We start from the raw sequence: 13,289 nt of genomic DNA, 5'->3' as shown, positions 1-13,289 counted from the left end.
GGGCTCCTTGCCGCATGGGCGCTAATCACATTCATAAGGCGTGTTTCTGCCTGCCGGCCCAGGGCGCCAGCATAAAGCTGAACGCCAGGCCCAGGCTGACCGACAAGCCGAAATTGCTCACGGCCGGTGTACTGGAGACCGCCAGCAGGCCGAACGACAACCAGGTCGTCAGCGCCGCCAGCAGTGTTCCCAACAGGCTGACGGCGGGGCCGCCGATCTGCTCGCGCATCAAAATCGCATAGTCGACGCTGATGGCCGTGACCAGCAACAGGCCAAACAGGCTGAACAAGGTCAACGGCTGGCCCAGCCAACCGAGGCTGGCCAGGCTGCACAGCGCGGCCAGCAGCGGCAGGGCGACGATACGCAGGGCGCCGCCAAAGCCGAAGGGTGCAATCAGCAATAGCACGATCAGCACGCACGACAGCAACTTCAATTCGGCAGCGCTGATCTGCGTGTCGGCAAACACCCGGTTCAAGTCACCCAGGCGATCCACCAACTGCACGCCGGGCAAGTCCAGCGCCTGCACCCGCAGCAACGCCGGGTTGTTCAAGCCTTGCAGGCTGACCATGGCCGCCACGCCGCCGTCCACCGGGCCGAGCCACAGCGTGCGCCAGGGCTCGGCCAGCGGGCCTTGCAAGGCGGCGTCGATGTCTGCGGTAGGCAACGCTTGCAACTGCGCCACTTCGGCTTGCAGGGCGCTGAGGGGCACGCCGAGGTCCAGTAGCGGTTGCCAGTGTGGCGCCAGGTTGTTCAGCGCCTCGCGCAGTTGCTGTTGCTCGTCGGGGAGGTTGACCAGTTGATTGAGCGCCAGGTAGCCCTGGAGCTTGTCCATCTGCACCAACTGGTCCAAGCGTTTACCCAGGGCGGCCTGGCGCTCCAGCAACTGCTGCTGATTGCTCGCCCGCACCAGGAAAAACTGGCTGGTGGGCTGGAACCCGGTGATGCGCGCCACGGCCTGGGCTTCCTGCAGCAACTGCGGCGGCGCACCGATCCATTGGCGGATATCGTTTTTAGTGTTCAGTTGCCACAGGCCCGCCGCGCAGAACAGCAGCACCCACACCAGCAGTACCGAACTGGGCACACGTTTGAGCAGGGCCGTACGCAGCTGCCAAAGGCCTTGTGCAATACGCAGCGGCCATTGCGCCGGGCGCAGTTCCACGCCCTTGAGCAGCGCGGGCAACAGGCACACGGCGCACAAATAGGCACCGACCAGGCCGGCGGCGGAGAACACCGCAATTTGGGTCAGCGCCGGGAACGGCGTCCAGGCCAGCGCCAGGTAACCGATAGCGCTGGTGGCCAGGCTCAGGCTCAGCCCCGGCAGGGTCAGGCGCAATGCCGGCCAACTGCGCCACGGCTGCAGGCTCCAGCTTTTGGACAGGTAATGCAGCGGGTAATCCACTGCCACGCCGATCAGGCTGGAACCCAGCACCAGGGTCATCACATGCATATGCCCAAACAACGCCACGCACGCCACGGCGCCAAACAGCATGCCCACCAGCACCGGCACGAACGCCAGCAACACCCGCCAGCGTCGGAACGCCAGCAGCAGCAACAACAGGATGCCCAGGGTGGCGCCGCCGCCGACCCAGGTCATTTCCCGCGTGGCCTGCTGTTGCCCGTTGGCCGCGTAGAGCAAGCCGCTGGCGGCGAGCAGTTGTGCGCCGTGTGCGCCGGCTTGCTCGCGGCTGGCCTTTAGCAAGTCCGCCACTTGCAGCGGCAACTTCATGTCGAAGGCGTTGCCGGTAGTGCGCGCCCGCAGCAGCACCCAGCTCTTGCCGTCGGCATCGGCGATCAAGGCGCCGCTGCCGATGTCCATTTGCACGGCGCCGTGTTGCGGTTGGCTGTTCTGGATGCGCCCGGTGAGGCCGAGCCAATCGTCCTGGCTGGGCACCAGGCTGAAGCCGGTGAAGGGGTCGAATAGCGATTGCACGCGTTGCTGGATGAACGCGTCCGGCTGTTGGATCAGTTGTTCGCGGTCCTTGGCCGAGAGCATCGACAAACGCCCACGCAGCAGTTGTTCGCGTAACGCTGGCAAATCGGCTTGCAGGTTCCACTGCACCTTTTCAAACAGGCCACTGGCCTGCCAGCGCTCACCCAGTTGCTGCGCCACGGCTACCGCTTGCTGGCGGTCGGCATGCCCCACCAGCACCGCATTTCGCGGTTGAGCGGCTCTTGCATGCGCTGTTCGGCTTGCAGCTCCAGGGCGTCCGGCGTGCTGCCGGGCACCAGCTCCATCAGGTTGGCCGACAACGGCGCGCCATCACGCCACTGCCAGCCGGCCAGGGCCAGCACGGCCACCAGCAGGGTCAGGAACAGGCGCGGCAGCAGGCGCTCACTGGGCAAAGTCGTGTTGCTCCGCATCGCTCAGGGGCTGGTCGGCGGTGCTGTCCTGCATGCGCAGCAGCGTGCTGTCGCCTTGGGTTTCCAGCAGTTCAATGCTGTGCACCAGCGCGCCGCCGTCGATGTTGATCTGGGTGAACACTTGCTTGAGCAGCAGCGAACGCGGGGTCAGGGTCAGCTTCCACTGTTGGGCCTCGCCTTGCAGTTGCAGGTCGAAGTCACGCTGCAGGCCACTGCTGTCGCCCTGCAGTACCGCCAGGAACAAACGATTCTGTTCGGCGCCGGCACTCTTGTTTGGCAGCAACTGCCAGCCATTGGCATCGCGACGGGCAATGCCTTGGGAGGTGATGCGGTAGTCCTGTTGCAGCGGGGTTTTCAACAGCCACAGCAGGCCGTGATCCTTGGCGAGCACGAAGGTGCCTTTGCTCACCAACGGCTGGGGCAGGGCACGCAGGTGTTTTTCCTGGGAGAAGTGGCCGTGGATCACGGAGGGTTTGGCAAGCTGATCGCTCAACTGTTGCAGGTCGAAGGCGTAGGCGCTGAAGCTCAGCAACAACGCCGCCACTGTAGGAGCGAGCTTGCTCGCGAAAAACCTGAGGGCGCCACGGGCTGTCAGGTACCCCGCGTTATCGTTGGCGATCTTCGCGAGCAAGCTCGCTCCTACAGGGGATTTCATTTCAGGGCCCTTTCGACGGCGTCGGTGAAGACTTTGGGCGAGGCCAGCTGCATTTCGCGGCTGGCGATTTCCACCGCCACTTGCACGGTGCTGGCGCGGGTCAAGCGCTCGCCGCTGGCCCGGTCGGTAATCAGGTAGTTCACCTTCAAACGGTTCTCCCATTCCACCAGGCTGGCGCGCACGTTGATGGTCTGGCCGAAGGTCGCGCCGCGCAGATAGCGTAGCTGCATGTCGATCACCGGCCACGCGTAGCCGGCTTCCAGCATCGCCGTGTAGTTATGGCCGATCTTGTCCAGCAACGCGCAGCGCGCCACTTCCAGGTACTTCACGTAATGCCCGTGCCACACCACGTTCATGGTGTCGATGTCGAAAAACGGTACGAGGATTTCAGTGTCGCTGTGCAACACGCCGGGGCTACGCATGCAGCCTCCAGTGTTGCGCTGCGATGCGTTGCAGGCACAGGCGCAGTTCGCCTTCCAGGGCGCGGTCTTCGATGACCGGCGCAAAGTCCCGGGCCAGCTCTGCATGCATCGCGGCCAGTGCTGGTGGCAGTGGACGGGCATCCTCGGCCTGGGCGCGCAGCCACACGCCTTGGTTGGCGGCGAGCAGGGTCGCGGCGGCGACCTGTTCGGTCAGCTCCAGCACGCGGATCGCATCGCGGGCGGCGATGGTGCCCATGCTCACTTTGTCCTGGTTGTGGCACTCGGTGGAGCGCGAGAACACGCTGGCCGGCATGGTGTTTTTCAGCGCTTCGGCGGTCCAGGCGCTAGTGCCGATCTGCACGGCCTTGAAGCCGTGGTTGATCATCGCGCGGTCAGCCGGGGCGCCCGAGAGGTTGCTCGGCAGGCCATGGTTGTAGCGCACGTCCACCAGCAGTGCGAGTTGGCGGTCGAGCAGGTCGGCCACGTTGGCGACCAGGGTCTTGAGGCTGTCCATGGCGAAGGCGATATGCCCGCCGTAGAAGTGCCCGCCATGCAGCACACGTTCTTCTTCGGCATCAATGATCGGGTTGTCGTTGGCGCTGTTCAGTTCGATCTCGATGAACGAGCGCAGCCAGTTCAGGCTGTCTGCCAATACGCCGAGCACATGGGGCGCGCAGCGCAGCGAATAGCGGTCTTGCAGGCGATGCAGGGGGGCGGTGGGCGCGTCGATGGCCAGGTCCTTGCGCAGCCACGCGGCCACTTGCATCTGCCCTGGGTGCGGTTTGGCAGCGAACAGGCGCTCGTCGAAGTGTTCCGGGTTGCCTTGCAGCGCCACCACATTGAGGGCGGTGATGCGCGTGGCCAGTTGCAACAGGTAGTCGGCGCGGGCAAAAGCCAGGCAGGCGAGGCCAGTCATCACGGCGGTGCCGTTCATCAGTGCCAGGGCTTCCTTGGGCCGCAATACCAGCGGCTCCCAGCCCAGCTCGCGGTGCACGTCGGCGGCCTGGCGGCGTTCGCCACGGAACAGCACTTCACGTTCGCCGGACAAGGTCGCAGCCACATAAGACAGCGGCGTCAGATCACCGCTGGCGCCCACCGAGCCTTCTTCCGGGATCAGTGGCAGCACATCGTTTTCGAGGAAGGCGTGCAGGCGTTCCAGCAGTTCCACACGCACCCCGGACACGCCATGGCACAGCGACTGCAAACGCGCCGCCAGTACGGCGCGAGTAGCCTGGGCATCAAGCAATTTGCCCAGGCCGCAACCGTGAAAGGTGTACAGGTGACGCGGCAACGCTTCGACGTGCTCCAGCGGCACCGCCACTACGCAGGAGTCGCCGTAGCCGGTGGTCACGCCGTAGATAACGCCTTCCTTGTCCAGCAGCGAGTCGAGGAACTGCGCGCCCTTGGCGATGCGCTGGCGGTACGCGGCATCGTCTTGCAGGCGAGTGGGCACCTGGCGGTTGGCCAGGGCCAGCACGTCTTCGATGCGCAGGGGGCGTTCACCAAAGGTGATGGGCTCAAGAGGCGTGGTCATCGGTCTTCCAGAAAGGGTAAAAGTTGAACCATTGTTGGGGCGCTTGCAGGCAGAACTGGCCCAGGCGTGCGGCGTAGCGGGCGGTCCACAGGGCGATGACCTGCTCGCGGGTGCTGCGCTTCCATTCGATCAAATCGGCAAAGGGCTCGATAGTCAGGCGATAGCGACCCTGGTGCTTGAGGCACATCAGCAGATTGACCGGGCACTTGAGCAACCCTGCCAGCAGCCATGGGCCTTGGGGGAATGCCGCCGTATGGCCGAGGAAGTCCACGCGCACCGTGCGCCCGCCGTGCAGCGGGATGCGGTCGCCGGCAATCGCCAGCCACTCGCCGTCGTCCAGGCGCTGGCTGAGCAGCAGCATGGTGGCCGGGTCCAGTTCGCTGACCTGGATCAGGCGCAAATGGGTCGCGCCGGCCTCGCCCAGCAGGCGGTTGAAACGCTCGGCGTGCTTGGTGTGCACCAGTACATTCATGGTGACCTGTTCACCAATCTCCGCCAGGGCGCGGCACACTTCCAGGTTGCCCAGGTGCGCGCCCACCAGCATCTGCCCACGCTCGCCACGCAGTTGGCCGCGCAACTGCGCCGGGTCGTTGATCTCGATTTGCTCCAGGCGCAGCTTGCCGTTCCACACGTCGAGCTTGTCTAGCAGTGAATCGGCAAAGGCCATGAACTGGGCAAAGACGGTGCGGTGGCTCGGCAGCAAGTCATCGCGCCCGCTCCACTGCGCCAGGCGCTGCTGGTATTGCCAGGCGCTGTGGCGTGCGGTGCGGCCGAACAGGAAGAAGTAAAACACGATGCTGTAGAGCAACGGACTCAACAGGCGACGGCCGAGGACTTTGACCGCGACCGCCGTGAATTTCATCAGCCAGAAGCTGCCGCGTTCCTCGCGGTCGGCCCAATGCTTGGTGCTGTCGTTCATGCTTGCCACCGTCGCCACAGGATCATCGGCGCGCGCACCAGCATGCCGAAGAACAACCGCGTGTGCATGGCGCTGATGCGCAGGTTGTCGCGCAACAAGCGAAAGTGCGACAGGCCATCGGCGGGGTAGTGCACCTGGGTGGGCAGCCAGCGCATGGGCTGGTTGCGCCAGGCCAGGCGCACCAGGATGTCCGAGTCGAAATCCATGTGGGTGCCGATGTAGGCCGAGTCCATCAGCGCCAGGGTCGGCGCCAGCGGGTACACGCGAAAGCCGCACATCGAGTCGCGAATCTCAAGCGACAGGGTGTTGATCCACACCCACACGTGGGTCAGGTAACGTGCGTACAGGCGACCCTTGGGCACGCTGTCGTCGTATTCGGGGTAGCCGCAGATGACGGCGTCGGGGTGCTGGCGCGAGGTGTGGATAAAGGTCTCGACTTCGCGCAGGTCGTGCTGGCCGTCGGCGTCCACTTGCAGGGCGTGGGTGTAGCCCAGGCGTGCTGCCTCGCGGAAACCGGCCATCACGGCACCGCCCTTGCCCTGGTTGCTGGGCAGGGTCAGCAGGGTGACGTTGTCCAACGTCGCCAGGTGCGCCAGCACTGCTGCGCAGGCGGCGCTGCTGCCATCGTCGACCAAGAGGCAGGGCAGGCCGCTTTTCAGCACACTGTGGACCACGGCTGGCACGGCGGCTTCGTGGTTGTACACCGGGATTAAAGCGCAGGGGTTATGCATGATGGGGGGCACCTGATACACCGGGCCGCCTGCATCGCAGGCAAGCCAGCTCCCACATTGGACTTGCTGTGCACGCAAGATTTTTGGCCGACACTGATCCAGTGTGGGAGCGGGCTTGCCCGCGATTGAGCACGAAGTGCTCACCCGGCCTATGCATGCGCGGCCTCCAGCACTATCCGGCCGCTTGAGCACGCCGCAACCCCATTGCGATAGGCGAAGTACAGCTTGCTACGCTCCCGATCAAAGCGCAGGTGCAGTTCGATCTGATCGCCGGGGCGCACCAGTTGCTGGAACTTGAGCACTTCCATGCCGGCGAACCGGGTTGGCAGGTCAAGCAGTTGTTGGCCCAGGTTGAACGCCCATTCCACCTGTACCACCCCCGGCAAAATCGGGGTGGCCGGGAAGTGCCCGCTGAAATAGGCCAGGTCTGGTGGAATGCTTAGTTGCAAGGTCCATTCACCTTCGGTTTCGACTTGCGCCAACACCTCCGGGCTTTTGGGGCGCGGCGCCAGCAACAAGGCTTCGATATCGGCCTGGGGCAGCTTGCCCTGGCTGTTCAGCGGCAATTGGCGCAGCACACGCCAGCGGCGCGGCAAGGCCAGGGCTTCGCAATGTTGGCTCAGGTGCTGGCGCAGGGTTTGGGTGAGCGCGCGGCGCCCCTGGTTGCGCAGGGCATGCAGCCCTGCGTCGCTGAGCACCACCACGGCGCCCAGGGAGGCGCGGTTTTCCTGCACCACGCCCAGGCGGGTGTCGGCCACCCAGTCATGGGCGATCAGCGCTTGCTCCAACATCGGCAGGGAAATGCGTTTTTCTTCCAGCTTGACGATACGGTCCAGGCGGCCCAGCAGTTCAAACCGGCCATCGGCATGGATGCGTGCGGCGTCGGCGGTTTGTTCGATATGCCCTGCGGGCAGGTATGGCGAGGCGATGCGCAGTGCTCCTTCGGCATCCTGGCTCAATTGCACATCGGCAAACGGCTGCCAGGGTTGCGCGCCCTGGCGCCAGGCGATGCCGCCGGTTTCCGAGCTGCCGAGAATTTCTGTGGGCCATTGCTGCAAGCGGTCGTAGAGGCTGCCGGCCGCATCAACCGGCAGCGCGCCACCGGAGGAGAATACCCGTGCCACCTGGCTCAGTGCCGGCCAGTCGAGGTTGTCGCCCATGCGCTTGAGCAGCGCCGGGCTGGCCACCCAGGCAAATTGTGAGTGCTCACGGCTGGCGCGCTGCATGTCTTCGGGGAACGCCAGTTGCTTGCGCACAAAGGTGCGACCGGCGCACAGCGGCCACAACACGCGAAACAGCAAGCCGTAGATGTGCTGGGTGGCGACGCTGCCGATGATGCAGGCGCCTTTGAGATCATCGCCCCACAGCGCTTCCAGGGCCTCTACTTCATTGGCCAACTGGCGCAGGGACTTGTCGATGCGCTTGGGCTCGCCGCTGGAGCCGGAGGTACACAGGCTCAGTTGGCAGTTGTCCAGGTCGAGAGCGGCGGCGCTCAAGGGCGCTTGATACAGCGCGTCCAGGTCGCTGGCGTCGACCAGCCAGGCATCCACGGCAGCGGCCCAGCGTTGTTGCGTCTGGGGTTGCAGGTCGGCGGGCAGCAGCACGCTCGCACCGGCCCGCCAGGCGCCCAGCAGCGCAATCGCCAGCAGCCCGGCGTCTTCCAGGTGCACGGCCAGGCGCCGGATACCCCGGGCCTGCAAGCCTGCGGCGAGGCTCAGGGAGCGCTCGCACAGTTGCGCGTGATTCATGGCGGGCTCGGTGGTTACCCCGCGATCCTGCAGTGGCTCAAGCAGCAAGTGCTCAAGTTTCAACCCTTTCATACGCGGCCTCGAACCCTTTGTCGTACCAGCCATTCCACGGCAAACAACAGGCCCATCAACCCGTAGGCGATCAGGCCGTTGTACAACGTCCACCAGCTCAGCGGCGCCCAAAGGGTGAGCGCGGCGGCGAGCAGGCCATTACAGAGAAAAAACACACTCCACACCAGGGTGACCCGGCGGGTATACACCACCGCGTGGGGCGGCAGGTGCGGGTCGGTCATGCGCGCCAGGCGCTCGACCATCGGCGGGCCGTATTTCAGGCTCAGGCCGAACAACGCCAGCATGAACCCGCTGACCAGGCTCGGGTACCAGCGCAGCCACTGCGGGTTATCGAACCAGGCCAGCGCCAGGCAAAACACGATCACCACCACCGCCATCCATCGGCTGCCCGGCCGCTGCGCAGCGGTGAGCGCGCGCAACAGCCACAGGCTGCCCAGCAATAAGCCAAACTGCCAGGGGGCAAAGTGCTCGGTGCCGTAATACACCGCGAAGGGGTACAGCAGCCCCGCCAATAACAGGCCAAGGCCGATCAGCCGGCTCATGCGGCGGGCTGGACCAGACGGTACACCGCCTCTACCACGTCGTTCACGGTGCGTACCGCCTTGAACTCTTCGGCGGCGATCTTCTTGCCGGTCTGGCGCTTGATGTGGTCGATCAGGTCCACCGCGTCGATGCTGTCGATTTCCAGGTCCTGGTACAGGTTGGCGTCCAGGGTGACGCGTTCCGGGGGCAGTTCAAACAGTTCCACCAAGGCGTCGCGCAGGGTGTTGAAGATATCGTCACGAGTTTGCATGGTACGGTCTCAAGCTGCCTGTCGGGCTGTGACGAACGCCGCAAGGCTGGCCACGTTGGTGAAGTGATTGCGGGTGTCCTTGGCGTCGGCATCGATCTTGATACCGTATTTTTTCTGGATCGCCAGGCCCAATTCCAACGCATCGACCGAATCCAGGCCCAGGCCTTCGCCAAACAGGGTCTGGTCGCTGCCAATATCGTCGGCGCTGATGTCTTCCAGGCCCAGGGCCTCGATGATCAGCGTCTTTATGTCGTGCTCAAGGCGGTGTTGGTCGCTCATCTTCGGCGAGCTCCTTAATGAAATAGTGATGCAGGTGATCGTTGAGCTTGCGTGAAGCCTGGGGCGCGGGCCCGACGGCGGCAAACGCTTGTGGCTCTATATCGGCGCCCACGCGCAAACTGAAGTGAAATCGACGGTGGGGGATGCGATACCAGGGTTCGGCCTTGGTCAAGGTGGTGGGGCTGACCTTGATCACCACCGGGGTGATGACGGTCGCACCGCGCAGGGCAATGGCCGCGCCGCCGCGATGAAAGGCCGGCGCCGCGCCGGGCGTGGTGCGGGTGCCTTCGGGAAAGATGATCAGCGTTTGGCCGGCGCGCAGGGCGTCGGCTGCGGCATCGAGCATGTCGGCGCTGCCGTCGTTGCTGATGTAGCCGGCATCGCGCACCGGGCTGCGGGTGAACGGGTTCTGGAACAGGCTCTGCTTGACCACGCAGTTGGTCTGGCGCATCAGGCCGATCAGGAACACCACGTCGATCAGCGACGGGTGGTTGGCGACGATCATCTGGCCAGGGCGGCCAAGCTTTTCGGCACCCTCGACGCTGTAGGTGAGAATGCCCAGGCCCTTCATCAAGCGAATGAAAAACCAGAACAGGCAACTGATGGTGTGGCGTGCGCGCCGTTGGTGCTGGTTGGCATCGCCAGGCAGGCAACTGAGCAGCGGAAACACCAGCAAACGCAGGCACAGCCCGCCGATGCCAAACAGGCAAAAGCTGAGGGCCGTGGCGAACAGGCGCCAGTAATAGGCCTGCCGTGGCTTGTGGGTCAGGGCTTGCGTTGCCAGTTCCATACTCGGTTCTTCCAGGCATGTTGGCAGGCGCCCTGTTCGGTCAGCAGGGTGCGCAGCAGGTTCAGGGCGTGGGGCCACTGGGTTTGAGTGAGTTGGACAGTGCCGGTGGTGAGTTCCAGTTGCCACTCGTCGCCCGGCGTCAGCAACAGGCCGAGGGCATAAGGGAAGGGCACATCTGTAATCCAGCTGGCATAGGCTTGGGGCGGCTGTTCTTCGGTGATCACCAGCAACACGGCGGGGGCGCCTTCGTTGAGCAACGCGGCGGCTTCGAGCAGGCCGTGTTCGAGGCCATCGCCGGCGGCGGCGAGGGCGGTCATCTCGCTGGTTTCATTGCGCAGGATCGACCACAGGCCGATCACCGCGTTATGCACCGACAGGCTGAACTGAGTGGGTGACAGCGGCTGCTCGTTGGCCAGGTCGCTGAGGATGTCCAGGGTGCGCGGGGTTTCGCCGTGGCGGGAAATGAACACCAGCGGCAGGTCATCAAGGCCCTCGGCCAGCGGCCAGCCGACGCTGAACGCCATGCGCGCCAGCCGGCTCAGGCGGCGGCGCTGCATAGCTGGCAAAAATGACACATCGGGGGACGCTTCGCTGGCAGGCAGCAACACCGGGTCCCGGCACCAGGCGTGCCAGTCGTCCGCACTCTCAAGGCCAGGAGCCCAGGCGCGCCATTGGGCGATGTTGAAGTTGATCACTGAGAAGTTATCCCGCCCCTGCGGGCTTCCATGTGCGGCCAATGGCCCCGGATTCCGGGACAGGGAGCAATGGCCGAATGGCGCGCATTATCCCGGTGCCGTTGGCTTCTAGCAAATATTGGTAAAAATTTGTTCACTATTGATCACAAATCAAGAGGCAGGGTTTACCGATTGTCGGTGATCAGGAGCCGAGTCGGGTTGACGGACCTTTCTTATTCATTTGTGAGCCAGATGCGGGGGATGTGTACTTATGCAGCCGCGCATGGATGAACGAGGTAGCTAATGGGCGCTTTTGCGCTCTACACTCGGGCATTCATTGATACACGGAGGTTTTTCCATGCGGCGCGTGGTGTTCAATCAAAAAGGCGGTGTGGGCAAGTCCAGCATCGCCTGCAACCTGGCGGCGGTCAGCGCCAGCGAAGGTTACCGAACCCTGTTGGTGGACCTCGATGCACAGGCCAACTCCACTCAGTACCTCACCGGGCTGACGGGTGACGACATCCCTATGGGGATCGCGGATTTTTTCAAGCAAACCCTGTCTACGGGGCCGTTTTCGAAGAAAAACCGGGTGGATATCTACGAAACCCCCTTCGACAACCTGCACGTGATCACCGCCACCCCGGAACTGGCCGACCTGCAGCCCAAGCTTGAGGCCAAGCACAAGATCAACAAGCTGCGAAAGCTGTTGGATGAATTGAGTGAGGATTACGACCGGATTTACCTGGATACGCCACCAGCGCTGAATTTTTATGCGGTTTCGGCGTTGATTGCCGCCGATCGCGTACTGATCCCCTTCGATTGCGACAGCTTCTCGCGCCAGGCTTTGTATGGCTTGCTGGCCGAGATCGAAGAATTGAAGGACGACCATAACGAAGGCCTAGAAGTGGAAGGCATTGTGGTCAACCAGTTCCAGGCCCGGGCGAGCCTGCCGCAACAGATTCTCGATGAGTTGATTGCCGAAGGGCTGCCGGTACTGCCGGTGTACCTGGCCAGCTCCGTGCGTATGCGCGAGTCGCACCAGGAGAGCAAGCCGCTGATTCATCTGGACCCACGGCATAAGCTGACGCAGCAGTTCGTGGACCTGCACAACCTGCTGGAAAACGCCTGATTCCACAGGCAAGCCAGCTCCCACAGTTTGGATTGCATTACGGCAGGTGAGTTGGATTTGTCCCACAGGGTCTGTAGGACGGGTCTGGCAATTGGGCTTGTGCCTTGTAACCTTGCCTACAGCTACGCCAGAATCCGCCGGCTTGTGCGTCTGGATGGGCGTCTCTAAGGTTTGCCGGTCGCTGAATGTTCAGTGATCGGGTTTAGTAGCCCGTGGTGAGACGTACGGCAAATCGTCGATCAGGATCTTCCTGAATTCGATGGTGGCTGTACGGAGGGCGCTTTCGAGCGCGCCGGTTGCGTCTCCCCGGTCTACTAACCTGCGTACAGCTGCCACCCTCCGTTTAGTAGCGGGCTGGTTGCGGCTCCTCAACCCGGAGACGATCCATGGCTAACCTCTATACCGTTTCACCCAACCTCCCCACCGAAACCCTCGTGCTCAACAGCTACGAAACCTTCTCCTCGGTGCGCACCTTGCTGCTCAACCTGTCCAACGACCTCACCGGCGAACACCGCGACGTAGCGCTGGCCATCCATCAGTTAAGCGAATTGGGCGTCATGCTGGTCAGCCAGATGATGGACCGCGAAGCCCCGCTGACCTGAAGCTCAAATGCATTCAATGTGGGAGCTGGCTTGCCTGCGATGGCATCACATCGGTGTACCAGGCAGACCGAGTCGCCTGCATCGCAGGCAAGCCAGCTCCCACATTGACCGAGTTGATGGCGGGGGATGTTTACACCCCCTGGCTACGCAACCAACTCATCAACTGCGGCAACGGGAATGCCCCACTCTGGCGCGCTACTTCGCGGCCGTTCTTGAACAGGATCAAACTGGGAATCGAGCGAATCCCCAACTGCGCCGACAGCTGCTGGTTAGCCTCACTGTCCAACTTCGCCAGCCGGCACTTGCCTTCCAACTGCCCGGCGGCCTGTTCGAATACCGGCGCAAACGACTTGCACGGTCCGCACCAGTCGGCCCACACATCTACCAAGAGCGGCAGGTCGCCCTTGATCTGGCTGGCATAGTCGCCCTGTTTCAAATCAAAGGGTTTGCTCAGCAACACCGGCTGCTTGCAACGCCCACACTTGGGCGCGTCACCCAGGCGTTCGCCGGGGATGCGGTTGAGGCCGTTGCAATGTGGGCAGGGGATGACAAGAGGTTCGGACATCGGGGGCTCCTTGGG

The 13,289-nt window shown here is 63.5% G+C and carries 14 protein-coding genes and 1 pseudogene; 2 read left to right on the top strand and 13 right to left on the bottom strand.

All coding sequences use genetic code 11. The features are described 5' to 3' along the window. Positions 1-31: 31 nt before the first annotated feature. The 12 genes and pseudogenes from V8689_RS27590 to V8689_RS27535 form a co-directional block, all read right to left on the bottom strand. Positions 32-2,361, bottom strand: a pseudogene (locus V8689_RS27590) (MMPL family transporter). After that, positions 2,333-3,016, bottom strand: coding sequence for an outer membrane lipoprotein carrier protein LolA (locus tag V8689_RS27585; protein ID WP_056782704.1), 684 nt, complete (start codon positions 3,014-3,016; stop codon positions 2,333-2,335). Before V8689_RS27585 ends, V8689_RS27590 begins: the two are co-directional and overlap by 29 nt. Further along, positions 3,013-3,438, bottom strand: coding sequence for an acyl-CoA thioesterase (locus V8689_RS27580; RefSeq protein WP_434520657.1), 426 nt, complete (start codon positions 3,436-3,438; stop codon positions 3,013-3,015). The genes V8689_RS27585 and V8689_RS27580 overlap by 4 nt, the downstream gene beginning before the upstream one ends. After that, the gene (locus tag V8689_RS27575; protein WP_056782706.1) at positions 3,431-4,972 is read right to left on the bottom strand and encodes an HAL/PAL/TAL family ammonia-lyase; all 1,542 of its coding nucleotides are present in this window, start codon (positions 4,970-4,972) and stop codon (positions 3,431-3,433) included. The genes V8689_RS27580 and V8689_RS27575 overlap by 8 nt, the downstream gene beginning before the upstream one ends. Further along, a complete protein-coding gene (locus V8689_RS27570; protein WP_056782707.1) occupies positions 4,956-5,891 on the bottom strand; it encodes a glycosyl transferase in 936 nt (311 codons plus the stop codon). The genes V8689_RS27575 and V8689_RS27570 overlap by 17 nt, the downstream gene beginning before the upstream one ends. Further along, the gene (locus V8689_RS27565) at positions 5,888-6,622 is read right to left on the bottom strand and encodes a glycosyltransferase family 2 protein (protein ID WP_019818323.1); all 735 of its coding nucleotides are present in this window, start codon (positions 6,620-6,622) and stop codon (positions 5,888-5,890) included. The genes V8689_RS27570 and V8689_RS27565 overlap by 4 nt, the downstream gene beginning before the upstream one ends. Before the next feature lie 149 nt (positions 6,623-6,771). Then, positions 6,772-8,442, bottom strand: coding sequence for an ApeI family dehydratase (locus tag V8689_RS27560; RefSeq protein ID WP_056782708.1), 1,671 nt, complete (start codon positions 8,440-8,442; stop codon positions 6,772-6,774). Continuing rightward, on the bottom strand, positions 8,439-8,984 hold the full coding sequence (locus tag V8689_RS27555; RefSeq protein ID WP_003187947.1) for a membrane protein: 546 nt from the start codon (positions 8,982-8,984) through the stop codon (positions 8,439-8,441). The genes V8689_RS27560 and V8689_RS27555 overlap by 4 nt, the downstream gene beginning before the upstream one ends. Then, positions 8,981-9,235: an acyl carrier protein gene (locus V8689_RS27550; RefSeq protein ID WP_003187949.1), complete on the bottom strand. Its 255-nt coding sequence runs from the start codon at positions 9,233-9,235 to the stop codon at positions 8,981-8,983. The genes V8689_RS27555 and V8689_RS27550 overlap by 4 nt, the downstream gene beginning before the upstream one ends. A gap of 9 nt (positions 9,236-9,244) precedes the next feature. Further along, on the bottom strand, positions 9,245-9,514 hold the full coding sequence (locus V8689_RS27545) for a phosphopantetheine-binding protein (RefSeq protein WP_010563239.1): 270 nt from the start codon (positions 9,512-9,514) through the stop codon (positions 9,245-9,247). Next, entirely contained in the window at positions 9,492-10,304 is an 813-nt protein-coding gene (locus V8689_RS27540; protein WP_056782709.1) for a lysophospholipid acyltransferase family protein, read from the bottom strand. Before V8689_RS27540 ends, V8689_RS27545 begins: the two co-directional genes overlap by 23 nt. After that, positions 10,280-10,999 carry a beta-ketoacyl synthase chain length factor gene (locus tag V8689_RS27535; RefSeq protein WP_056782710.1) on the bottom strand — a complete coding sequence of 240 codons (720 nt, stop codon included), beginning with the start codon at positions 10,997-10,999 and terminating at the stop codon, positions 10,280-10,282. The genes V8689_RS27540 and V8689_RS27535 overlap by 25 nt, the downstream gene beginning before the upstream one ends. A gap of 337 nt (positions 11,000-11,336) precedes the next feature. Between V8689_RS27535 and V8689_RS27530 the strand changes: the two genes are divergently transcribed. Beyond that, positions 11,337-12,107: a ParA family protein gene (locus V8689_RS27530; protein WP_034125599.1), complete on the top strand. Its 771-nt coding sequence runs from the start codon at positions 11,337-11,339 to the stop codon at positions 12,105-12,107. Positions 12,108-12,493: 386 nt separating this feature from the next. After that, on the top strand, positions 12,494-12,709 hold the full coding sequence (locus tag V8689_RS27525) for a DUF6124 family protein (RefSeq protein ID WP_047712416.1): 216 nt from the start codon (positions 12,494-12,496) through the stop codon (positions 12,707-12,709). Between the two features lie 130 nt (positions 12,710-12,839). On the opposite strand, the gene trxC is transcribed toward V8689_RS27525, so the two are convergent. After that, the gene (trxC, locus tag V8689_RS27520) at positions 12,840-13,274 is read right to left on the bottom strand and encodes a thioredoxin TrxC (protein ID WP_056782711.1); all 435 of its coding nucleotides are present in this window, start codon (positions 13,272-13,274) and stop codon (positions 12,840-12,842) included. Between the last annotated feature and the right edge of the window lie 15 nt (positions 13,275-13,289).

This window comes from Pseudomonas sp. AK181 (assembly GCF_051122975.1).
GTDB classification, from domain to species: Bacteria; Pseudomonadota; Gammaproteobacteria; order Pseudomonadales; family Pseudomonadaceae; genus Aquipseudomonas; species Aquipseudomonas lactis.
This window is presented reverse-complemented; position numbering and strand designations above follow the sequence as displayed.